The sequence below is a fragment of the Paracoccus xiamenensis genome, from assembly GCF_011308835.1.
In the GTDB taxonomy this organism is placed as follows: domain Bacteria; phylum Pseudomonadota; class Alphaproteobacteria; order Rhodobacterales; family Rhodobacteraceae; genus Paracoccus; species Paracoccus xiamenensis.
Genome location: NZ_JAAOHY010000001.1, coordinates 1,252,764 through 1,274,886 on the forward strand (window position 1 = coordinate 1,252,764; position 22,123 = coordinate 1,274,886).

Below are 22,123 nucleotides of genomic sequence, written 5' to 3' on the forward strand. Positions count from 1 at the left end.
AGAATGTCACCGGGGCAAGGGCGCGGTAAATCACCGCTCTTTCGGGCGGTTGTCGACGACGCGCTTGGCCTTGCCTTCCGAACGCGCGACACCGGCCGGGTCGTGGACGACGATCTTCGTCGATACGCCGACCACCGACTTGATGTGATGGGCCAGCATCTTCGCCGCCGCATCGCGGGCCGTCTGGTCGGCGGTTTCGGGCAGGCATTCGCAATGCACGGTCATGTTGTCCATGCGGTTCGCACCCGTGGTCAGCTCGATCTGGAAATGCGGGGCCAGTTCGCGGACCTTGAGGATCTGTTCCTCGACCTGCGTCGGGAAGACGTTGACGCCGCGCAGGATGATCATGTCGTCGCTTCGCCCGGTGATCTTTTCCATCCGCCGCATCGACCGCGCGGTGCCCGGCAGAAGCCGGGTCAGGTCGCGGGTGCGATAGCGGATCATCGGCAGGCCTTCCTTGGTCAGCGTGGTGAAGACCAGTTCGCCCATCTCGCCATCGGGCAGGACCTCGCCAGTTTCCGGGTCGATGATTTCCGGGTAGAAATGATCCTCCCAGATATGCAGCCCGTCCTTGGTCTCGACGCATTCATTGGCCACGCCCGGGCCCATCACCTCGCTGAGGCCATAGATATCGACTGCATGCATGTCGAAGACCTGCTCGATTTCCTCGCGCATCTTATTGGTCCAGGGCTCGGCCCCGAAGACACCGACCTGAAGCGAGGTTTCGCGCGGGTCGATGCCGCGGCGACGGAACTCGTCCAGGATCGACAGCATGTAGCTGGGCGTCACCATGATGATGCGCGGCTTGAAGTCCTGGATCAGATCGACCTGGCGTTCGGTCATCCCGCCAGAGATCGGCACCACCGTGCAACCCAGCCGTTCAGCGCCGTAATGCGCGCCAAGCCCGCCGGTGAACAGCCCGTAACCGTAAGCCACATGGCAGATGTCGCCCGGCCGCCCGCCCGAGGCGCGGATGGAACGCGCGATCAGGTTTGCCCAATTGTCGATATCGCCCTTGGTATAGCCCACCACAGTCGGCTTGCCCGTCGTCCCGCTGGAAGCATGGATCCGCGTCAGCTGTTCGCGCGGCACGGCGAACATGCCGAAGGGATAGTTGTCGCGCAGGTCCTGTTTGTAGGTGAAAGGGAACTTCGCCAGGTCGGCCAGCGTGTGCAGGTCTTCGGGGTTGACGCCGGCCTCGTCAAAGCGCTGGCGGTAGAAGGGCGAGTTCTCATAGGCGTGTTTCAGCGTCCGCTTCATGCGGTGGAATTGCAGCGCCGCAATCTCATCGCGCGAGGCGATCTCGATCGGGTCCAGCGATTTGCGGTCGGGCGTCAGATCTTCCATGTTTTCGCTCCTCCGAGGGTCATTCAGGCAGATAACTGCCCTTGATGGCGCGTGAGAGGCCGCGGAAATGCGCGACCGGACGCCCGTCCTGATTGGTGATATGCACGTCATAGACACCGCTGCGCCCGTTGCGCGAAGCCTCGCGCGCGGTCGCGGTCAGCACGTCGCCCAACCGGCCGGGGGCGACATAGTTGATGCTTGCCTGCTGACCAACGGTCACGGCGTTATAGGTGTTGCATGCAAAGGCGAAGGCACTGTCAGCGAGGGTGAAGATATAGCCGCCATGGGCGTTTTCGTGACCGTTGGTCATCGCCTCGGTCACTTCCATGGACAAGGTCGCCTCACCCGGCGCGATATGTTCGATCTTCATGCCAAGCCGCTGGCTGGCGCGGTCGGTCGACCACATGGCATCGGCAGAGCCTTGGGCGATTTCCTGCGGGGTCATTTCAGAGGCGCGCTTCATCTGCCTTTGAACTCCGCGCTGCGTTTTTCAAGGAATGCGGTGACGCCCTCGGCGTAATCGGCAGTGCGCCCGGCCTGACGCTGCGCGTCGCGTTCGGCGTCAAGTTGAGCATCGAGCCCGCGCGTGGCCGCCCCTTGGATCAACTGCTTGGTCAGGCCCAACCCGACCGTCGGTCCCGCCGCCAGCTTCAGGGCGATCGCCATCGCCTCGTCCATCAGGGCGTCGTCATCGACGGCCTTCCAGATCAGCCCCCACTCGGCGGCCTGTTCGGCGCCCAAGGGTTCGGCCAGCAGGGTCAGCGCCTTGGCGCGCGGCTCGCCGATCATGCGGGGCAAGGACCACGACCCGCCGGCATCGGGGATCAGCCCGATCTTTGAAAACGCCTGAATGAAGCGCGCCGATTTCGCCGCCAGCACGATGTCACAGGCCAATGCGATATTCGCCCCTGCCCCGGCGGCGACCCCGTTCACGGCGCAGATCACCGGCTTTTCCAGACCGCGAATCATCCGCAGGTTCGGGTTGTAATAGCTGTCCAGCGTTGCCCCCAGATCGGGTGCAGGCCCGCCCTTGCGCGGATCGCGGTCGCCCAGATCCTGCCCGGCGCAAAAGCCGCGACCGGCCCCGGTCAGCAGCACGGCGCGAACCTCGGGATCCTCATGCGCGCGCTCAAGCCCCGCGCGCAAGGCCAGATGCATCTCGGGCGTGAAGCTGTTCAGCTTGTCGGGCCGGTTCAGCGTCAATTGCAGGACGCCACGGTCAAACGTGGTCAGGACGGTCGATGCGTCATTCATGCTTGTTCCTCCGCCCGCTCGCGTTTCTCCCCGCAGGCAAAAAAGATGTTGCATAAACCGACCGGTCAGTCAATTATCTTTGCGAGGATGGGAGGAGACCAGCTTGCCGAATCTTGCGCGCTGCCGTGCAAGCAAGACCAAAGGCGCAAGTCTGACCTTGGCGACCTGCCCCGAATCGCAAGAATAAATGCCGCAGAGCCGGCGCAGTTCAGCAACTGGGAGGAACGCTGAATGACATTCCGCAACCTGACGACCACCGCCGCCGCGATCTCGGCCTTCGCCGTCCCGGCCATGGCCGATATCAATATCGGCGCCTCGCTGGCCGAAACCGGACCGGCCGCCTTTCTGGGCGACCCCGAAGCCAAGACCCTGCGCATGGAGGTCGACAAGATCAACGCCGCCGGCGGCATCAATGGTGAACAGATCAACCTGATCATCTATGATGACGGCGGCGACGCCAACAAGGCCCGGACCTTCGCCACCCGCCTGGTCGAGGATGACGAAGTGGTCGCAGTCATTGGCGGCACCACCACCGGCCCGACCATGGCCATGATCCCGGTCTTCGAGGATGCCGAGATTCCCTTCATCAGCCTGGCCGGCGCAGTCGAGATCGTCGAGCCGGTGAACCCCTGGGTCTTCAAGACCCCGCATACCGACCGCATGGCCTGCGAAAAGATCTTTGCCGACATGGTTTCGCAGGGCTTCACCAAGGTGGGGATGATTTCCGGCTCGGACGGCTTCGGCAAGTCGATGCAGGCGCAGTGCAAGGGCGTGGCCGAAGCCTCGGGCGTGGAAATCGTCGCCGATGAGGTTTACGGCCCGCAGGACGCCGACATGACGCCGCAGCTGACCAATATCAAAGGCTCGGGCGCGCAGGCGATCCTGAATTCCGGCATGGGTCAGGGGCCTGCGGTGGTGACACGCAACCACACCCAGCTGGCCATTGACGCGCCGCTGTATCAGTCGCATGGCGTTGCGTCCAAGCAGTTCATCGAACTGGCCGGGACCGAGGCCGCCGAAGGCGTCCGCCTGCCCGCCGCCGCCCTGCTGGTCGCCGATCAGCTGCCCGATGGCGATGCGCAGAAGCCGGTCGTTCAAGGCTACCGCGACGCTTATGAGGCAGAAACCGGCGAGGATGTCTCGACCTTTGGCGGGCATGCCTATGACGCGCTGTATATCCTGAAGGCCGCGATCGAGAAGGCCGGCAGCACCGAGCCCGCCGCCATCCGCGACGCTATCGAACAGACGGCCGGCTTCATGGGTACTGCGGGCGAGGTCAATTACTCGCCCGAGGACCATCTGGGCCTGACGCTGGACGCGTTCGAGATGCTGGAAATCAAGAACGGCGAATGGACCATCGTTGAATAACTGACCGATCCGGGCGCGGGCCACCCCCGCGCCCCTTTCACATGCGAGGGGGCCATGTCGGAACTGCTGCAATTCCTGTTTTCGGGGCTGACGGTGGGCGCGGTCTATGCGCTTGTCGCGCTTGGCTTCACCATCATTTACAACGCTTCCGACGTGGTGAACTTTGCCCAGGGCGAGTTCGTCATGCTGGGCGGGATGATGACCGTCTTCGCCTATGCGGCGGGCCTGCCGCTGCCCCTGGCGGCGCTGATCGCAATCGTGGCTACGGCGGGCGTCGGCGTGGCACTGAACAAGCTAGCGATCGAGCCTGCGCGCGGGGCGCCCGTCGTGTCGCTGATCATCATCACCATCGGCGCCTCGATCTTTCTGCGAGGGGTCGCACAGGTGCTGTTCGGCAAGCAGATCCATCGCTTCCCTTCATTCTCGGGCGACACGCCGTTCCGCATTGGCGGGGCAACCATCCTGCCGCAATCGCTTTGGGTCATCGCCGGCGGTCTGACCGTCTTTGTCGCGCTTTACCTGTTCTTCACCAAGACCCTGACCGGCAAGGCGGTGCTGGCGACATCCAACAACCGGCTGGCCGCGCAGTTGGTGGGCATTAACACCAATTGGGTGATGACGCTGTCCTTCGCGCTTTCGGCTGCCATCGGCGCGCTTGCGGGCGTGCTGATCACGCCAATCACCAATACCTCCTATGATGTCGGCATCGCGCTGGCACTTAAGGGGTTCGCCGCCGCCATGCTGGGCGGGATGGGCAACCCCAAGGGGGCGCTGGTGGGCGGTCTGTTGCTGGGCGTGCTGGAGGCGCTGACGGCGGGCTATCTCAGCTCGCAATACAAGGATGCGGCGGCCTTCGTCATCATCCTGCTGGTGCTGTTCATCATGCCGCAGGGCCTGTTCGGCATCAAACAGACGGAGCGCGTGTAATGCGGCTGAGCAATAAATCCGCTACGCTGCTGGTGCTGGCGGCGCTGATCGCGCTGACGCCGATCTTCTTCCCTTCCAGCTTCTATTACCGCGTGGGCTCACTGATCTTCATCAACGGGCTGGCGGTCACCGGGATGGTGATCCTGATCGGCTACGCCGGCCAGATCAGCCTTGGTCACGCCGGCTTCGCAGGCATCGGCGCCTATAGCTGCGCGCTGATGCCGGTCCATTGGGGTATCCCCGTGCTGCTTGCGGCGGTGCTGGGGGCGATCATCTCGGCCCTGCTGGCCTTTCTGGTCGGGCGCCCGATCCTGCGGCTGAAAGGCTATTACCTTGGGGTGGCGACGCTGGGTTTTGGCATCCTCGTCTATATGGCCCTGACCAACGAGGCATGGCTGACCGGCGGCCCGGATGGCACGCAGGTCCCAGATTCCGGGTTGCGAGACGCAGCCAAGGCCATTGGCATCAATCTGAAGAATTCGGAATTCTGGTACTGGTTCTGCGGCGTCGTGCTGATGATCGGGGCGTGGCTGGCGTTGAACCTGTACGTCAGTCCCACCGGCCGGGCGCTGCGCGCGCTGCACGGTTCCGAAATCGCCGCCCGCACCGTCGGCGTCGATGTGGCCCGCTACAAGCTGCAGGCCTTCGTGATCTCGGCCGTTTATGCCTCGGCCGCGGGGTCGCTGGTGGCGCTGCAGAACCAATTCGTGACGCCGGACATCGCGGGCTACATGCATTCGATCGAATGGGTGACGATGACGGTTCTGGGCGGCGCCGGCTCGGTTCTGGGCGCGATCTTCGGCGCTGGCATCCTGACATTGCTGCCGCAGGTGCTGACCATGTTCGCCGAATATGAACAGCTGCTGCTGGGCCTCATCATGATGCTGGTCATGATCTTCATGCGCGACGGGCTGCTGCCCTCGGTCCTGCGCCTGATCCGGGGGAAGGACGAATGAGCACGCTTCTGTCAGTCGACGGTCTGGGCATCACCTTCGGCGGTCTGCGGGCGGTCCATGATGTCGGTTTCTCGCTGCAACCCGGCGAGATCCTGTCGGTGATCGGCCCGAATGGCGCGGGCAAGACCACGCTGTTCAACATGATTTCCGGGATCTACCACCCCGGCGCGGGCAAGGTCATTCTGGATGGCCAGGACGTCACCGCCATGCGCCCGGATCTGCTGGCCCGGCGCGGCATGTCGCGGACGTTTCAGAACCTGCAGATCTTCCAGAACATGACCGTGCTGGAAAACGCCATCGCCGGCTATCACCTGCAGGAAACGGGCAGTTTTATGGCCGACCTGTTCAGCCTGCCCGCCTCGCGCGCCCGCGCCCGGACAGCAAAGGACGGCGCGATGGAACTGCTGGCCCGGGTAGGCCTCGATCGCGCCGCGGAAACCGAGGCCGGGAACCTGTCCTATGGCAAGCTGAAGCGGCTGGAGATTGCCCGCGCACTTGCGCTGAACCCCAAGGTGCTGCTGCTGGACGAGCCCGCCGCCGGCTGCAACGCCGTCGAGACCGAGGAGATCGACCATATGATCGCCGAGGTCGCCAAAAGCGGTGTGGGGATCCTGCTGGTGGAACATGACATGAAGATGGTGATGCGGATCTCGAACCATATCGTTGTGCTGGACCACGGCGAAAAGATCGCCGAGGGCGACCCCGCCACCGTCAGCCAGAACCCCGCCGTCATCGCCGCCTATCTGCGCGCGGAAGCCGGTGCAGACGCAGGTGCCGCCCATGCTTGAGATCCGCGACCTGCGCTCCCGTTACGGCCGCATCGAGGTGCTGCACGGCATCGCCCTGAACGTCCAGTCTGGCGAGATCGTCACCGTCGTCGGCGCGAATGGTGCCGGCAAGACGACGCTGCTGCGCTGCATCTCGGGCACGCAGCCCGTTTCGGGTGGCGAGGTCGTGTTCCGGGGCGAGACCATCACTACCGTCCCCGCTTATCGCCGCATCCGCCGCGGCATCACCCAATCGCCCGAGGGCCGGCAGATCTTCACCAATCTGACGGTCGAGGAAAACCTGCGTCTGGGCGCATTCCTGTTTACCGATGACCGCGTGGATCGCGACATGGAAGACGCATTTCAGATGTTCCCGATCCTGCGCGAAAAGCGCAATCTGGCTGCGGGCGGGCTGTCGGGTGGGCAACAGCAGATGCTGGCCATCGCACGCGCGTTGATGGGCCGGCCCAATTGCCTGCTGCTGGACGAACCCTCGATGGGTCTGGCGCCGATTCTGGTGCAGCAGATCTTCGATGTGGTCTCGGGTCTGAAGGCGTTGAACGTGACCGTGCTGCTGGTCGAACAGAACGCCTTCGGGGCGCTGAAGATCGCCGATCGGGGCTATGTTATGGAAACCGGCCAGATCACCATGGACGGCCCCGCCGACATGCTGATCGCCGATCCGCGCATCCGCGAGGCCTATCTGGGGATTTAAGGCGCGCGTTCGGGGCTTGAGCATGGCCCTGCCGCCGCCTAGAGCAGCAGGATGAGACAGGGTTTTCCGATTGCGACCGCAGGTCAGCGGGTGGGGCTTCTTGGCGGGTCGTTCGATCCCGCGCATGAGGGCCATGTGCGCCTGACCGAGGAAGCGTTGAAGCGTTTCGGGCTGGACAGGGTCTGGTGGCTGGTCACGCCCGGCAACCCGCTGAAGGCACATGGCCCCGCCCCGCTGGCCGAGCGCATCGCCTTTGCCCGGCGGATCATGGACGACCCAAGGGTCAGCGTTACCGGTATCGAGGCGATGCTGGGCACGACAAAGACGGTCGACACCATCGCGGAATTGCAGCGACTTTACCCCAAGGTGCGGTTCACCTGGCTGATGGGATCGGACAATCTGGTGCAGTTCCCGCGCTGGGACCGCTGGCGCGAGATCGCGGACCGGGTGCCGATCGGTGTGCTGGCGCGTCCGGGTTCGCGGCTGCAGGCGCGGTTGTCCAAGGCAGCGCGGATCATGGCGGCGGACCGGGTGCCGGACAGCCATGCGCAACTGCTGGGCAGCACTCCGCCGCCTGCATGGGTCATGGTGGATATGCCGCTGTCGAATGCATCCTCGACCGCCATCCGCGCGGCCCGGCGGGCAAAGGCTGCCGCTTCCAAGGCAAAGCCCCGGCCCTGATGGCAGATGCAGGCGGCAAGGGTGCACCGCCTGCCGGGCCGCTTAGCGACCGGTGAAGTTCGGCGCGCGCTTTTGCAGGAACGCAGTGACGCCTTCGCGGAAATCGGCGCTGCGTCCTGCCTCGCCTTGTAGCTGGGCTTCCAATTCCAGCTGCGTCGCGAAATCATTCGCGCCGGATTCGCGTACCGCACGGCGCAGCTTCAGATAGGCGCCGGTCGTGCCGGCGGCGAGATAGCGCGCCCGCTCCTGCACCTCCGCGACGAAATCGGCCTCTGGCACCGATTGCCAGATCATCCCCCAATCCGCCGCCTGCGCAGCCGGGATCTTGTCGGAGAACAGCATCATGCCCATAGCGCGGGCATTGCCGACAAGGCGCGGCAGGATCCAGGTCCCGCCGGCATCCGGGATCAGGCCGATCTTGGTAAAGGCCTGCGAGAAATAGGCGCTTTCAATCGCGATCACCACATCCGCCGCCAGCGCCAGATTGGCCCCTGCCCCGGCTGCCGCGCCGTTGACGGCGCAAATCACCGGCGCGCGGCAATTGATGACCGCCTGCAGCATCGGTTCGTATTCGCGGCGCAGAGTGCCTTCGATATCGGCCGCTGCGGCTGCATCCGAAAGATCCTGTCCCGAACAGAAGGCCGCGCCCGCGCCCGTCATCACCACACAGCGGACATCGTCGGGCAGCGTGTTCAGCGCCTCGGTAATCTCAGCGCGCATCTGGGTGTTCAGCGCGTTCATCACCTGCGGGCGGTTCAGCATCAGCGTGGCGATGCCGTCGCGGGTTGAAAAACTGATGGTCTCGTATGCCATGATATCCTCCTGCTTGGGCAGAAGAATGGCCCGGCGGCGGCGCGGCGAAAAGCCCCGCCGTCACGTCAGTTGCAACGGAATGTTACGTCATTCCCCGCCGGTCTAGCGGCGCATGATCTCGTTCAGGCGCGCCTGTTCCTCGGGCGACAAGGGCGCCTCGGGTTCGGTGGCTGCATTGGCAGGTCGTCGACTGAGCAGGAAGCGCCACCCCAGCAGCGCCGCCAGCAGCGCCACCACCGGCCCGGCAAGATAAAGCACGAGGTTGCCGCCAGTCGCGCGCGGTTCGAACAGGACGAATTCACCGAAACGGTCGGTCACGGCATCCAGAACCTGCGCGTCGCTGTCGCCCGCGACCAGACGTTCGCGGACGTAAAGCCGCAGATCGCGGCTGATCGGCGCATTGGATTCGTCGATGGTTTCGCCCTGGCAGACCGGGCAGCGCAGCTCTTTCGAGATCTCGCGCGCCCGTGCCTCCAGCGCAGGATCGGACAGGATCTCATCTGGCTGGACGGCAAGAAGCGGCGTCGCCGCGAGAATCAGGATCAGCAGCAGGCGTTTCATTCGGCAGGCACCCCGACTGCGCGGCGGCGGGCACCCGCGGCCACGCGATAGCGGCGATCCGAAAGGCTGATGCAGCCGCCAAGGGCCATCATCATACAGCCCAGCCAGATCCAGTTTGCGAAGGGCTTGATATAGCTGCGGACGGCCCAGCCCCCGTTCTGTTGCGGATCGCCGATCACCAGATAGATGTCGCGAAAGAAGCCGTTGTCGATTGCGGCCTCGGTCGTGGGCATGGCCTGCACCGGATAGACCCGCTTTTCGGGCTGCAACACCGCCACCGTACGGCCGTCGCGCGCCACGGTCATCGACGCCATGGTCGAGACATAGTTCGGGCCCGGCACCTCCTCGACCGCGTCCAGCGTGATCTGATAGCCGGCGACATCGAACGGCTCACCGACGCGGGCGGTGCGGATATCCTCGACCTGCCAGGCCATCAGCAGGCTGATGCCGATGAAGGTGACGCCAAGCCCGGCATGGGCGAAGGCCTTGCCCCAATCGGCGCGCGGCAGCCGGGCCAGGCGCGAGAACCCGGCCGAGCCGGTACGAAACCACAGCTCTGCAATGGCGCCGAAGACCAGCCATGAGCCCAGGCCGGCCCCGATCACCGCCAGCGCCGAACGCCCGGTCGAGACGGCAAAGACCAGTGCCATGACCGCGAAGCTCAGAGCGAGGGCGCCGCGCAGCGGGCGCAGGGCGCGCGCAATCTGGCCGCGCTTCCACGGGATGATCGCCCCGATCGGCAGGATCAGCGCCAACGCCACCATGAAGGGGGTAAAGGCTTTTTCGAAGAAGGGCGTGCCCACCGACAGCTTACGGTCAAAGGCCATTTCCGCAATCAGCGGCCAGACCGTGCCGATGAAAACGACGAAGGCCGCGACCGCCAGCAGGATATTGTTCACTACCAGCGCGCCCTCGCGCGAGATGGGCGAGAAGACGCCCTTCGCCTGCATGGATCCGGCGCGACCCGCAAACAGTGTCAGCGCCCCGCCCACGAAGACCGCCAGAATGCCAAGGATGAACACGCCACGCGACGGATCCGAGGCAAAGCTGTGGACCGAGGTGATGACGCCAGAGCGCACGATGAACGTGCCGATCAACGAAAAACCGAAGGCCATGATCGCCAGCAGGATCGTCCAGCTTTTCAGAACCTCGCGCTTTTCGACAACGATGGCCGAATGCAGCAGTGCAGCCGCCAGCAGCCAGGGCATGAAGCTGGCATTCTCGACCGGATCCCAGAACCAGAAGCCGCCCCAACCGAGTTCATAATACGCCCACCACGACCCGAGCGCGATTCCGATGGTCAGGAACATCCACGCCGCCAGGGTCCACGGCCGGACCCAGCGCGCCCATGCGGCGTCAACTCGGCCCTCCAGCAGCGCCGCCACGGCGAAGGAAAATGCCATGCTGAGGCCGACATAGCCGAGATAGAGAAACGGCGGATGGAAGGCCAGGCCGGGATCCTGCAACAGCGGATTCAGATCGCGCCCGTCGAAAGGCGGGAAATCAAAGCGCATGAACGGATTCGAGGTGAAGATAATGAAGGCATAGAATGCCGCGCCGATGGCGGCCTGCACCGCCAGCACCCGCGCGCGCAGACTGGGCGGCAGATCGGCACCAAAAGTGGCAGCCGCCGCCCCGAACAGCGCCAGGATCAGCACCCATAGCAGCATCGAGCCTTCGTGGTTCCCCCAAACGCCCGAGATCTTGTAGATCATCGGCTTGGCGGAATGCGAATTCTCGTAAACCAGCACGACCGAGAAGTCCGAGGTGACAAAGGCCACCGTCAACGCGGCGAATGCGATGCCGACCAGCCCCAGCTGGGCGACGGCCGCCGGGCGCGCGGCCTCCATCCATGCCGGCCAGCCGCGATAGGCGCCGTAAAGGGGGACGCTGCACTGAAACAGTGACACCGCAAAGGCGAGGATAAGGGCGAAATGCCCAAGTTCGGCGATCATGGTGGCCTCCATTATCAGGCCAATCTAGCGCCGTCCCGCCTTCGAGGCCAGCGTGACGGACTTCTTCGCGGCCATGTGACGCAGCTGTTACGAGGTCGGTTGCTGCGATTTGCGATAGGCTTGGATCTCGTCGACGACGAAATCGCGGAAGGCAATGACCCTGCGCGACCCGCGCAATTCCTCGGGGAAGGCCAGGAAAACCGGCACCTCGGCAGATTCGACATCGTCAAAGACGCGAACCAGTTCGGGAAAATCCGAGGTCAGGTAATCGGGCAGCACACCAATGCCGACATTATTCAGCACCGCCTGCAAGACGCCGAAATAGTTGTTCACCATCAGCAGGGATCGCGGGCTCTGTTCCAGCAGTTGCTGGACCAGCAACTTGCCAGCAGACACTTGCGGCATGGCCGGGTCCTGGCAGATCACCCGGTGGCGCGAAAGATCCGGCAGCGAGGTCGGGCGGCCCGCATCGGTCAGATAGCTGCGGGTGGCGTAAAGCCGCATGCGGATGTTCAGCAGCCGGCGGCGGATCAGGTCGGACTGGCTGGGTTCCTTCATGCGGATAGCCACATCGGCCTCGCGCATGGGCAGGTCCATGACTCTTTCTTCGAGGATCAGATTGACCTTCAGGTCGGGATACATCGCGTAAAGTTTATTCAGGCGCGGCACCAGCCACAGCGTCCCGAAGCCGGTCGCGGTGGTCACCTTCAGCTCGCCCATGACATGTTCTTCGGTGTCGCGGATATAGGCTTCGGCCATATCCAGCTTGCGGGCCATTTCGGCGGTGGCGTCGAACAGCAGCTCGCCCTGCTCGGTCAGGATCAACCCGCGCGCGTGGCGGTGGAACAGCGGAACGCCCAGCTGATCTTCCAGCCCGCGGATCTGCCGGCTGACCGCCGATTGCGAAAGCCGCAGCGAATCGCCCGCGTGGGTCAAACTGCCCGCGTCGGCGACCGCATGAAAGATGCGCAGCTTGTCCCAATCCATGTTATGACTTTCTGTCGTATGTGCCTTGCAATTTGTGCAACCCTTACGCCGGAAGGCCGCTTTGAGCAACATGTGAGAAAGAACAGATTTTGCTTTGTGGGTCAGCATTGCTGACATATACTGACCCACACCACCACGAGCAGGAGGGCTAGATGGGGGTTCCTCAGGAACAGGCGTTTTCACTGGCGGATCGTTTTGATCTGTCGAAATCTCATGTGCTGCTGAACGGTACGCAGGCGCTGGTGCGGCTGATGCTGATGCAGCATGCACGCGACGAACAGGCCGGACTGAACACGGCGGGCTTCGTCACCGGCTATCGCGGCAGTCCACTGGGCGGCGTCGATCTGGCGATGATGAAAGCCGACAAGCTGCTGAAGCAGAATGACATCCTGTTCCAGGCCGGACTGAACGAGGACCTGGCCGCAACGGCCATCTGGGGCAGCCAGCAGGCCGAGATGCGCGGCGAGGGCAAATATGACGGCGTCTATGCGCTGTGGTACGGCAAGGGCCCCGGCATCGACCGCTCGGGCGACGTCATGCGCCACGGAAACATGGCCGGCTCGTCGAAATTCGGGGGCGTGGTCATGGCGATGGGCGATGACCATACCGGCGAATCCTCGACCGTGCTGCACCAGTCCGACTGGGCCATGGTCGACGCCTATATCCCGGTCATTTCGCCTGCAGGCGTACAGGAAATTCTGGACTATGGCCTCTATGCCTTTGCTTTGTCACGCTTTGCCGGCGTCTGGACGGGGCTGAAGACGATGAAGGATACGGTCGAGGTGACCTCGGTCGTGAATGGCGATCCCTTCCGACTGAACTTCGTGACGCCCGAATTCGCCATGCCCGAAGGCGGGCTGAACATCCGCGTGGGCGACACGCCGGTCGTGCAGGAAGCCCGCATGATCGACTATAAGCGCTTCGCGGCCGAGGCGTTTTCGCGGGCAAACCGCATGGACCGCAAGGTCTGGGGCAAGCCCGGCGCCAAGATCGGTTTCGTCGCCGCCGGCAAGAACTGGCTGGATCTGGTCCATGCCCTTGCCCTGCTGGGCATTGACGAGACAGAGGCCGATCGGCTGGGTATCTCGACCTACAAGATCGGCCAGCCCTTCCCGATGGACATGAAGACCTTCCAGGAATGGTCCGAGCCGTTGGATCTCGTCGTCGTCATCGAGGAAAAGCGCAAGCTGATCGAGGTGCAGGTCAAGGAAGCCATCTTCGACAACCGCCATGGCCGCCGCGTCATCGGCTGGAAACACGACCGCACCGGCGAGGAGGTCTTCCCGACCCGATATGCGCTGGATCCGGTGATGATCGCCGAGAAACTGGGCGGCATCCTGATCGAGGAAGGCCGCGGCACCGAAGGCATCCGCGCGGGTCTGGACAAGCTGACCGCCGCGCGCCGCGCCGATAACGCCCCCGAAATCGCCGTCCGTACGCCGTGGTTCTGTTCGGGCTGCCCGCATAACAGCTCGACCAAGGTGCCAGAGGGCAGCCGCGCCTATGCTGGCATCGGCTGCCACTATATGGTGCAGTGGATGGACCGCGAAACCACCGGCTTCACCCAGATGGGCGGCGAAGGCGCGAACTGGGCGGGCGAGGCTCCATTTTCAAAAAGAAAGCATGTTTTTCAAAATCTTGGCGACGGAACCTATAACCATTCCGGCAGTCTGGCGATCCGCCACGCGGTCGAAACCAATACCAACATCACCTATAAGGTCCTGTTCAACGATGCCGTCGCCATGACCGGCGGCCAGCCGATCGAGGGCGGGCTGACCGCGCCGCAGATCGCGCGGGAACTGACCTCGATGGGCGTGGACCCGGTGGTCGTGGTCTATGACGACAAGGAAGACGTCGATCCGGCGCAGTTCAACGGGCTGCGCACCGAAACCCGCGACAAGATGATGGCGGTCCAGAAAGAGCTGTCCGAACTGGGCGGCACCTCGGCCATCCTGTATATCCAGACCTGCGCGGCCGAAAAACGCCGCCGCCGCAAGAAGGGCCAGTTTCCTGACCCGGATCGCCGCATCTGGATCAACCCCGAGGTCTGCGAGGGCTGCGGCGATTGCGGGGTGCAGTCGAACTGCGTTTCCGTCGTGCCGCTGGACACGGAACTGGGCCGCAAGCGTCAGATCGAACAGTCCAGCTGCAACAAGGATTACTCCTGCGTGAACGGCTTCTGTCCCAGCTTCGTCTCGGTTCAGGGCGGCAAGCTGAAAAAGCCCAAGGCGGCGGCAATGGACCTGCCCGACCTGCCCGCGCCTACCCTGCCGGCAATCGACGGCACTCATAATCTTGTGATCACGGGCGTTGGCGGCACTGGCGTGGTGACCATCGGCGCGGTGCTGGCACAGGCTGCCCATATGGACGGCAAGGGTGCGGGGATGATGGAGATGGCCGGTCTCGCCCAAAAAGGCGGCGCGGTCCATATCCACCTGCGTCTGGCCAACCGCCCCGAAGACATCAGCGCCATCCGCGTCGCCGTGGGCGAGGCCGATTGCATCATCGGCGGTGATCTGGTGGTGACCGCTGGCGCCAAGACCATCGGTCTGATGACCAATGGCCGCACCGGCGCTGTGGTCAACGATCACGAGATCATCACCGGCGAATTCACCAAGAACCGCGATTTCCAGGTTCCGGCCGACCGGCTGAAGGTGTCACTGCAGGCGCGGCTTGGCGACAAGGTGGCCTTCTTCGACGCCAACAAGCTGGCGCAGACGGCACTGGGCGATTCGATCTATTCGAACATGCTTGTGCTGGGGGCTGCGTGGCAGCAGGGGCTGATCCCGCTGACCGAGCAGGCGATCCTGACCGCGATCGAGTTGAACGGGGCAAAGGTCGCCGAAAACCAGCGCGCCTTCCAGATCGGTCGCTGGGCGATGACCGACCCCGAGGCCGTGGCCCGCGCCACCGCACCCGTTCAGGCGATCCGCCCCGATCCGGTCAGCTATCGCGCCGATTTCCTGGTGGATTATCAGGACGAGGCCTATGCGCAGCGCTTCCGCGACCTGGTGGCGCAAGCGCCCGAGGATCTGCGAGAGGACGTGGCCGAGGGCTATTTCAAGCTGCTGGCCTACAAGGACGAATACGAAGTCGCCCGCCTGCATCTGAAAACCGCTGAAGGCGTGGCGCGCGACTTCGACGGGGAAACCCGGCTGTCCTTCCATCTCGCGCCGCCGATCCTGCCGGGCCGCGATGCCGATGGTCGGCCGAAGAAGCGCGAATTCGGGCCGTGGATCCTGCCGGTCTTCCGGCAGTTGGCGAAGATGAAGCGCCTGCGGGGCACTGCCTTTGATCCCTTCGGCTGGCTGGCAGAACGCCGCGCCGAACGCGCCGCCATCACCCAGTTCGAGGACGACATGCGCAGCCTTCTGCCGCAAGTCACCCCGGCGACGGTCGAAATCCTGCGCGAACTGGCCCGTCTGCCGCTGTCGGTGAAGGGCTACGGTCTGATCAAGGACAAGGCCGCCGAGGCCGCCGCCAAGCGCCGGGCCGAGCTGTTGGCCGCTTTTGCCGATGGTGGCGCGCCGATGGCGCATGCGGCAGAATGACCTCTGTCATGGACTTTCACCGGATGGCGGCATATGTCGCCATCCAGGCTGACGGAGGCGCGCATGGCTGTTGGAGTTTTCGATTCAGGACTGGGCGGGCTGACCGTCTACAAGGCGATCCGCGACCGCCTGCCCGATTTGCCGCTGGTCTATTTCGGCGACAACCTGCACGCCCCGTACGGCGTTCGCACGTCCGATGACATCTATGACCTGACCTGTGCCGCCACGCAGCGCCTGTGGGACGAGGGCTGCGATCTTGTCATCCTTGCCTGCAACACCGCATCCGCCGCGGCCCTGCGCCGCATGCAGGAAAAATTCGTCCCTGAAAACAAGCGCGTACTAGGCGTATTTGTTCCATTGATCGAGGCGCTGACCGAACGGCAATGGGGTGACAACTCGCCCCCCCGCGAGGTTGCGGTCAAGCATGTCGCCCTGTTTGCCACCCCCGCCACTGTCGCCAGCCGCGCCTTTCAGCGTGAACTGGCCTTCCGCGCCATCGGTGTCGATGTCGAGGCACAGCCCTGCGGCGGCGTGGTCGATGCGATTGAGGAGGGTGACGAGATCCTTGCCGAAGCCCTGGTCACCAGCCATGTCGAGGCGCTGAAGCGCCGAATGCCGCATCCCGAGGCTGCGATCCTTGGCTGCACCCATTACCCGCTGATGCAGGAAGAGTTTCAGAAGGCGCTCGGCCCGCAGGTGCAGGTGTTCAGCCAGGCCAATCTGGTCGCCGAAAGCCTTGCCGACTATCTGCAACGCCGCCCGGAATTTCTGGGCAGCGGCACTGAATCCAAGTTCCTGACCACGGGCGATCCGGCCCGCGTGTCATCCAAGGCGACGCAGTTCCTGCGCCAGAGGATCAGCTTCGAATCTGCCTGAGGTATCGACGTGAAGTCACTGAAAAAACAGCGTAGAATTCAAATCATCATTGCCGCATCAGTCGCCCTCGCGCTGGCCGCCGTGCTGATCGGCTATGGCTTTCGGGATGGCATCAACCTGTATCGCGCACCCACGCAGGTCTTCGAGGAACCGCCCTCGGCCGGCGAGGTATTCCGGCTTGGCGGATTGGTCGAAGATGGCAGCTTGATCCGCGGCGCGGGTGAGACAATCAGCTTCACCGTGACCGACGGCGCGCATAACGTTCCCGTGCGCTTTACCGGCGTTCTGCCCGACCTGTTCCAGGAAGGTCAGGGCATGATCGGCACCGGCACGATGGAGGGCGACACCTTCGTGGCCAGCGAAATCCTCGCCAAGCATGACGAGAATTACATGCCGCGCGAGGTCGAGGATTCGCTGAAGGAAGCCGGCGTCTATGAAGGCCCGGCAAGCTGACGCCCCTGCAAGCTGACGCAACGCGCGCAGGGTTAACGACAGGTTAACGCGGCTGAAGCAGCCTTGTCCCCATTTCATTGTGAAAAGGGGGACGGGATGAGATCCGTGGATGAAATCGCCGCCGAGATCGTGGCGCGTGAAGGTGGTTATGTGAATGACCCCGACGATCCGGGCGGGGCGACGAAATACGGCGTCACCATCGGCACCATGCAGCGGCTTGGGCTGGACCTGAACCGCGATGGCCGGGTCAATGTGTCAGACGTGAAGGCGCTGACCCGCGCCCAGGCGACGGCGGTGTTCAAGGAACATTACTTCCGCCGCCCCGGCGTCGAACGCCTGCCTGCGGCGCTGCATGCCAGCGTCTTCGACATGTATGTGAATGCCGGCGCGAATGCGGTGAAGATCCTGCAACGCCTGCTGACGCGGATGGGTTTTCCGGCCAGCGATGACGGGGTGATCGGCCCGCGCACCATAGCCGCCGCAACAGCCGCCGCAAAGTCCGCACCGCGCCACATCGCCGATGCCTATGGGATCGAGCGGCGCAACTACTATTACGCCATCGCCGACGCCCGGCCCGCCAGCCGCAAATACGCCACCACCCGCGCCGGCGGCAAAGGCGGCTGGATCACCCGGGCCGAGGCCTTCATCGCCCCGAAATACCACCTCACCGCCAGCCAGCACCGCGAAAGGACAGCGAAATGGGCATGATCGACCGCTTTATCGGCGTGGGCACGGCTGCGCAGACCATCGGCAACGCCGCCACCAACGTGACCGAGATCTTCCGCGAAAACGCCACGCGCCGGATGGAACTGGACGAAGAGGCCTATGGCCATGCCATCACCCAACTGTCGGCAGAGTTTGGCTCCGACCGTCGGGGCTGGTTCGACGATCTGATGAACGGATTGAATCGCCTGCCCCGCCCCTTACTGACGCTGGGGACGCTGGGGCTGTTCGTCTATGCCATGGTGGAACCCGCCGGCTTTTCGCAGCGCATGGTCGGACTGCAAACCGTGCCCGAGCCGCTGTGGTGGCTGCTGGGCGCCATCGTGTCGTTTTATTTCGGCGCGCGCGAGGCGCATTACTTCCGCAGCCGCACCTTCCCCCGGCGGATCGAGAAATCCGTCCTGCCGGCCTCGGACATGACTGCACCCACGTCCGCCCCTTCCCGCATAACCGAAGAGGAAGGTTTCGACGGTAACGCTGCACTGCAGGATTGGCGGGCGAGCCAGAAAAATGCCGCTACGTAAACCATGTGGTTCGCCATGCCCTGCGCGCATATCGGCTATGCTGCCATTGCAGCAAGTTAACGCTTGAATGGGCGGCACCCTGCCCCTAAATCGAGCGGTGAAGGCGATGATAGAGGCAACTCTCATAACCTTCACCTCCCTGTTGGACTTAGGCCGGGCGTCATGCCCGGCTTTTTTTTTGCTCTGCGGGATCGTCCCTGCCCCTTTCCCTTGCGGCGCTCTGCGCCTAAAAGGCGGCGCATCACACCATAGCGCACCATGCCAAAGCTTGAGGGACGGCCATGAACGAACCGGAGATCACCACGGATCTGATCGCGGCGCATGGGCTGAAGCCCGACGAATACCAGCGCATTCTCGACATCATCGGACGCGAGCCGACATTCACCGAGCTTGGCATCTTCAGTGCCATGTGGAACGAGCATTGTTCCTACAAGTCCTCGAAGAAATGGCTGCGCACCCTGCCCACCACCGGCCCGCAGGTCATCTGCGGCCCCGGCGAGAATGCGGGCGTCGTCGATATCGGCGATGGGCAGGCCGTGGTCTTCAAGATGGAAAGCCACAACCACCCTTCGTATATCGAACCCCATCAGGGTGCTGCGACCGGCGTTGGCGGCATTCTGCGCGACGTCTTCACCATGGGCGCGCGCCCGATCGCGGCGATGGATTCGCTGAGCTTCGGTCGCCCCGAACACCCCAAGACCGCGCATCTGGTCAAGGGCGTGGTCGACGGCATCGGCGCTTACGGAAACGCGTTCGGGGTGCCGAATGTCGGCGGCGAGGTGCGTTTCCACCGCGCCTATGACGGCAACTGTCTGGTCAACGCCTTTGCGGCGGGTCTGGCCGATGCGGACAAGATTTTCTACTCGGCCGCTTCGGGCATCGGCATGCCGGTCGTCTATCTGGGCGCCAAGACCGGTCGCGACGGCGTCGGCGGTGCGACCATGGCAAGCGCCGAATTCGACGACACGATCGAGGAAAAGCGCCCCACCGTTCAGGTCGGCGACCCCTTCACCGAAAAATGCCTGCTGGAAGCCTGTCTGGAGCTGATGGCGACCGACAGCGTGATCTCGATTCAGGATATGGGCGCAGCCGGGCTGACCTGTTCGGCGGTCGAGATGGGCGACAAGGGCGGCTTGGGTATCCAGCTGAACCTCGACGCGGTGCCGCAGCGCGAAACCAACATGACCGCATACGAAATGATGCTGTCGGAATCGCAGGAGCGCATGCTGATGGTGCTGAAGCCCGAACGCGAGGCCGAGGCGCGGGCGATCTTCGAAAAGTGGGATCTCGATTTCGCCATCGTGGGCGAGACCATCGCCGAGGACCGTTTCCTGATCCTGCACGGCAATGAGGTGATGGCCGACCTGCCGCTGTCGAAACTGTCGTCGAGCGCGCCTGAATATGACCGCCCTTGGATCGAGACCCCGGCGGCGGGCGACATGCCCGCCCTGCCCGCGATCACACCTGTGCAGGCTCTGCGGGCGCTGATCGGCAGCCCCAGCTATGCACACAAGGCCTGGGTCTGGGAACAATATGACAGCCAGGTCGGCGCCGACACCGTGCGCCGCCCCGGTCTGGGCGCGGGCGTGGTGCGGGTGCATGGCACCGAAAAGGCGCTTGCCTTCACCAGCGACGTGACCCCGCGCTATGTCAAGGCGAACCCGTTCGAAGGCGGCAAGCAGGCGGTGGCCGAAGCCTATCGCAACCTCACCGCCTGCGGCGCCCTGCCCTTGGCCACGACCGACAACCTGAATTTCGGCAACCCCGAAAAGCCCGAGATCATGGGCCAGTTCGTTGGCGCCATCAAAGGCATCGGCGAGGCTGTGGCAGCGCTGGATATGCCGATCGTGTCGGGCAATGTGTCGCTGTATAACGAAACCGACGGTCAGGGCATCCTGCCCACGCCGACCATCGGCGCGGTGGGGCTGCTGCCCAATCTGGACCAGCTGATCGCCGGCCTGCCTGAAGACGGCGATCTGGCCATCGTGATCGGCGCAACCGACGGCCATCTGGGCCAGTCCGCGTTGGCAGCCGAGGCTTTCGGGATCGAAGCCGGCGATGCGCCGCATGTCGATCTGGCGGCCGAGCGCAAGCATGGCGAGTTTCTGCGCGACAACCGCCAGCATCTGCGCGCGGCAACCGATCTGTCGGATGGCGGTCTTGCTCTGGCGGCGTTCGAGATGGCCGAAGGCGCGGGCATCGGCCTGCGGCTGGACAGCGGCGACATCGCCCAATTGTTCGGCGAGGATCAGGCCCGCTATCTGGTCGCATGTTCGCCCGCACAGGCCGAAGCGCTGCTGAAAGCGGCAGAGGCTGCCGGCGTCCCGGCCAGCGAAGTCGGCCAGTTCGGCGGCATGGCCGTGCAGATGGGCGATGACGCGGGCGACCTGGCCGAGCTGTCGGATCTGTATCGCCGGGCCTTCTCGAACGCGATTCACGGTGAAACGCCGCTGGGCTGACTTGAGAAAACGGGTTGCGCATCCTAAATTACGGATGCGCAACAGAGGTTAAGCCATGTTCTCGATCCCCGGACAGGCCCCGGTCACCATTACCCCCGCGGCCGAACGCCAGATTTCCCGGCTGATGGCCGGCAAGGACGCCTACGGCCTGAAGATCGGGCTGAAGAAGGGCGGCTGCGCGGGCATGGAATATACCATGGACCTGGTGCCTGCCGCCGATGCGACGGATGAGGTCGTGGAACAGAACGGCGCGCGCATCCTGATTGCCCCCACCGCGCAGATGTTCCTGTTCGGCACTCAGATCGACTATGAAACCGGGCTGCTGGAATCGGGTTTCAAGTTCCGCAATCCGAATGTCACCGATGCCTGCGGTTGCGGTGAATCCGTGTCCTTCAAGCTGGACCGCGACACTCCCGACGCTTGAATACCGGGCCTCGCGGGCCTATCCCCGTCACGAACCGACAGGAGGATGTCATGGCCCCGAAAAAGATCGCCGCTGGAAACTGGAAGATGAACGGGGTGAAAACCTCGCTGAGCGAGCTTGACCAGCTTGGCGCGGGTGAAGGCTGCGAGGTGCTGATCTGCCCGCCCTTCACGCTGATCTCGTTGGCCGCTGGCCGGGCGGGCGCGGTCCAGATCGGCGCGCAGGATTGCCATGCGAACGCCTCGGGCGCGCATACAGGCGATATTTCGGCCCCTATGCTGAAGGATGCGGGCGCAAGCCATGTCATCACCGGCCATTCCGAACGCCGCGCCGATCACGGCGAAACCGACGCCATCGTTGCCGCCAAGACGCAGGCGGCCCATCACGCGGGCCTTGTCGCCATTGTCTGCGTCGGCGAAACCGAGGCGCAGCGCGACGCCGGCGATACGCTGGACGTGATTGCCACCCAGCTGGCGGGTTCTGTTCCCGATGGGTCGACCGCCGCCAATACCGTGGTCGCCTATGAACCAGTCTGGGCCATTGGCACCGGCCGCACCCCCACCACCGACCAGATCGCCGAGGTCCACGCCCTGATCCGCGACAAGCTGGCCGCGCGCTTTGCCGATGGCGCCGATTTCAGCCTGCTTTACGGCGGCAGCGTCAAGCCCGGCAATGCGGCAGAGATCTTCGCCGTTCCGCATGTGAACGGCGCGCTTGTCGGCGGGGCCAGCCTGAAGGCCAGCGACTTCAACCCTATCATCGACGCGCTATCCCGCGCCTGA

21 protein-coding genes are annotated in these 22,123 nt (G+C 64.0%); 14 read left to right on the forward strand and 7 right to left on the reverse strand.

The window, feature by feature from the left end; all coding sequences use genetic code 11:
- Positions 1 to 30: 30 nt before the first annotated feature.
- The 3 genes from paaK to paaG are packed head-to-tail and all read right to left on the reverse strand — an operon-like array spanning position 31 to position 2,601.
- A complete protein-coding gene (gene paaK, locus G7044_RS06165; protein ID WP_166326976.1) occupies positions 31 to 1,347 on the reverse strand; it encodes a phenylacetate--CoA ligase PaaK in 1,317 nt (438 codons plus the stop codon).
- Positions 1,348 to 1,366: 19 nt separating this feature from the next.
- The gene (gene paaI, locus G7044_RS06170; RefSeq protein WP_166327443.1) at positions 1,367 to 1,792 is read right to left on the reverse strand and encodes a hydroxyphenylacetyl-CoA thioesterase PaaI; all 426 of its coding nucleotides are present in this window, start codon (positions 1,790 to 1,792) and stop codon (positions 1,367 to 1,369) included.
- A gap of 14 nt (positions 1,793 to 1,806) precedes the next feature.
- Positions 1,807 to 2,601, reverse strand: a complete 795-nt coding sequence (gene paaG / locus G7044_RS06175) for a 2-(1,2-epoxy-1,2-dihydrophenyl)acetyl-CoA isomerase PaaG (RefSeq protein ID WP_166326978.1) — start codon at positions 2,599 to 2,601, stop codon at positions 1,807 to 1,809.
- Positions 2,602 to 2,832: 231 nt separating this feature from the next.
- Here paaG and G7044_RS06180 point away from each other — a divergent pair, with 231 nt between their 5' ends.
- Genes G7044_RS06180 through G7044_RS06205 form a run of 6 tightly spaced genes read left to right on the forward strand, consistent with a single transcriptional unit; the run spans position 2,833 to position 8,015 of the window.
- Entirely contained in the window at positions 2,833 to 3,969 is a 1,137-nt protein-coding gene (locus G7044_RS06180; RefSeq protein ID WP_166326980.1) for an ABC transporter substrate-binding protein, read from the forward strand.
- A gap of 54 nt (positions 3,970 to 4,023) precedes the next feature.
- Positions 4,024 to 4,896, forward strand: a complete 873-nt coding sequence (locus G7044_RS06185) for a branched-chain amino acid ABC transporter permease (protein WP_166326982.1) — start codon at positions 4,024 to 4,026, stop codon at positions 4,894 to 4,896.
- Entirely contained in the window at positions 4,896 to 5,852 is a 957-nt protein-coding gene (locus G7044_RS06190; protein ID WP_166326984.1) for a branched-chain amino acid ABC transporter permease, read from the forward strand. Before G7044_RS06185 ends, G7044_RS06190 begins: the two co-directional genes overlap by 1 nt.
- Positions 5,849 to 6,640: an ABC transporter ATP-binding protein gene (locus G7044_RS06195; RefSeq protein ID WP_166326986.1), complete on the forward strand. Its 792-nt coding sequence runs from the start codon at positions 5,849 to 5,851 to the stop codon at positions 6,638 to 6,640. The genes G7044_RS06190 and G7044_RS06195 overlap by 4 nt, the downstream gene beginning before the upstream one ends.
- Positions 6,633 to 7,334, forward strand: a complete 702-nt coding sequence (locus G7044_RS06200; protein WP_166326988.1) for an ABC transporter ATP-binding protein — start codon at positions 6,633 to 6,635, stop codon at positions 7,332 to 7,334. Before G7044_RS06195 ends, G7044_RS06200 begins: the two co-directional genes overlap by 8 nt.
- 51 nt (positions 7,335 to 7,385) lie before the next feature.
- Positions 7,386 to 8,015 carry a nicotinate-nucleotide adenylyltransferase gene (locus G7044_RS06205; RefSeq protein WP_166326990.1) on the forward strand — a complete coding sequence of 210 codons (630 nt, stop codon included), beginning with the start codon at positions 7,386 to 7,388 and terminating at the stop codon, positions 8,013 to 8,015.
- A gap of 42 nt (positions 8,016 to 8,057) precedes the next feature.
- On the opposite strand, the gene G7044_RS06210 is transcribed toward G7044_RS06205, so the two are convergent.
- From G7044_RS06210 to G7044_RS06225, 4 genes are all read right to left on the reverse strand, one after another.
- On the reverse strand, positions 8,058 to 8,828 hold the full coding sequence (locus G7044_RS06210; protein ID WP_166326992.1) for an enoyl-CoA hydratase-related protein: 771 nt from the start codon (positions 8,826 to 8,828) through the stop codon (positions 8,058 to 8,060).
- 102 nt (positions 8,829 to 8,930) lie between these two features.
- Positions 8,931 to 9,389 carry a cytochrome c-type biogenesis protein gene (locus G7044_RS06215; protein ID WP_166326994.1) on the reverse strand — a complete coding sequence of 153 codons (459 nt, stop codon included), beginning with the start codon at positions 9,387 to 9,389 and terminating at the stop codon, positions 8,931 to 8,933.
- On the reverse strand, positions 9,386 to 11,344 hold the full coding sequence (locus G7044_RS06220; protein ID WP_166326996.1) for a heme lyase CcmF/NrfE family subunit: 1,959 nt from the start codon (positions 11,342 to 11,344) through the stop codon (positions 9,386 to 9,388). The genes G7044_RS06215 and G7044_RS06220 overlap by 4 nt, the downstream gene beginning before the upstream one ends.
- A gap of 87 nt (positions 11,345 to 11,431) precedes the next feature.
- Entirely contained in the window at positions 11,432 to 12,331 is a 900-nt protein-coding gene (locus G7044_RS06225) for a LysR family transcriptional regulator (RefSeq protein ID WP_166326998.1), read from the reverse strand.
- Between the two features lie 152 nt (positions 12,332 to 12,483).
- Between G7044_RS06225 and G7044_RS06230 the strand changes: the two genes are divergently transcribed.
- From G7044_RS06230 to tpiA, 8 genes are all read left to right on the forward strand, one after another.
- Positions 12,484 to 15,882: an indolepyruvate ferredoxin oxidoreductase family protein gene (locus G7044_RS06230; protein WP_166327000.1), complete on the forward strand. Its 3,399-nt coding sequence runs from the start codon at positions 12,484 to 12,486 to the stop codon at positions 15,880 to 15,882.
- Positions 15,883 to 15,945: 63 nt separating this feature from the next.
- The gene (gene murI / locus G7044_RS06235; protein ID WP_166327002.1) at positions 15,946 to 16,758 is read left to right on the forward strand and encodes a glutamate racemase; all 813 of its coding nucleotides are present in this window, start codon (positions 15,946 to 15,948) and stop codon (positions 16,756 to 16,758) included.
- Between the two features lie 9 nt (positions 16,759 to 16,767).
- Positions 16,768 to 17,211: a cytochrome c maturation protein CcmE gene (gene ccmE, locus G7044_RS06240; RefSeq protein ID WP_166327004.1), complete on the forward strand. Its 444-nt coding sequence runs from the start codon at positions 16,768 to 16,770 to the stop codon at positions 17,209 to 17,211.
- Positions 17,212 to 17,307: 96 nt separating this feature from the next.
- A complete protein-coding gene (locus tag G7044_RS06245; protein ID WP_166327006.1) occupies positions 17,308 to 17,919 on the forward strand; it encodes a holin-associated N-acetylmuramidase in 612 nt (203 codons plus the stop codon).
- Positions 17,910 to 18,458 carry a holin family protein gene (locus tag G7044_RS06250; RefSeq protein WP_166327008.1) on the forward strand — a complete coding sequence of 183 codons (549 nt, stop codon included), beginning with the start codon at positions 17,910 to 17,912 and terminating at the stop codon, positions 18,456 to 18,458. The genes G7044_RS06245 and G7044_RS06250 overlap by 10 nt, the downstream gene beginning before the upstream one ends.
- A gap of 281 nt (positions 18,459 to 18,739) precedes the next feature.
- Positions 18,740 to 20,917, forward strand: coding sequence for a phosphoribosylformylglycinamidine synthase subunit PurL (gene purL, locus G7044_RS06255; RefSeq protein ID WP_166327010.1), 2,178 nt, complete (start codon positions 18,740 to 18,742; stop codon positions 20,915 to 20,917).
- Positions 20,918 to 20,972: 55 nt separating this feature from the next.
- Positions 20,973 to 21,341, forward strand: coding sequence for a HesB/IscA family protein (locus G7044_RS06260; protein ID WP_166327012.1), 369 nt, complete (start codon positions 20,973 to 20,975; stop codon positions 21,339 to 21,341).
- A gap of 50 nt (positions 21,342 to 21,391) precedes the next feature.
- A complete protein-coding gene (gene tpiA, locus G7044_RS06265; RefSeq protein ID WP_166327014.1) occupies positions 21,392 to 22,123 on the forward strand; it encodes a triose-phosphate isomerase in 732 nt (243 codons plus the stop codon).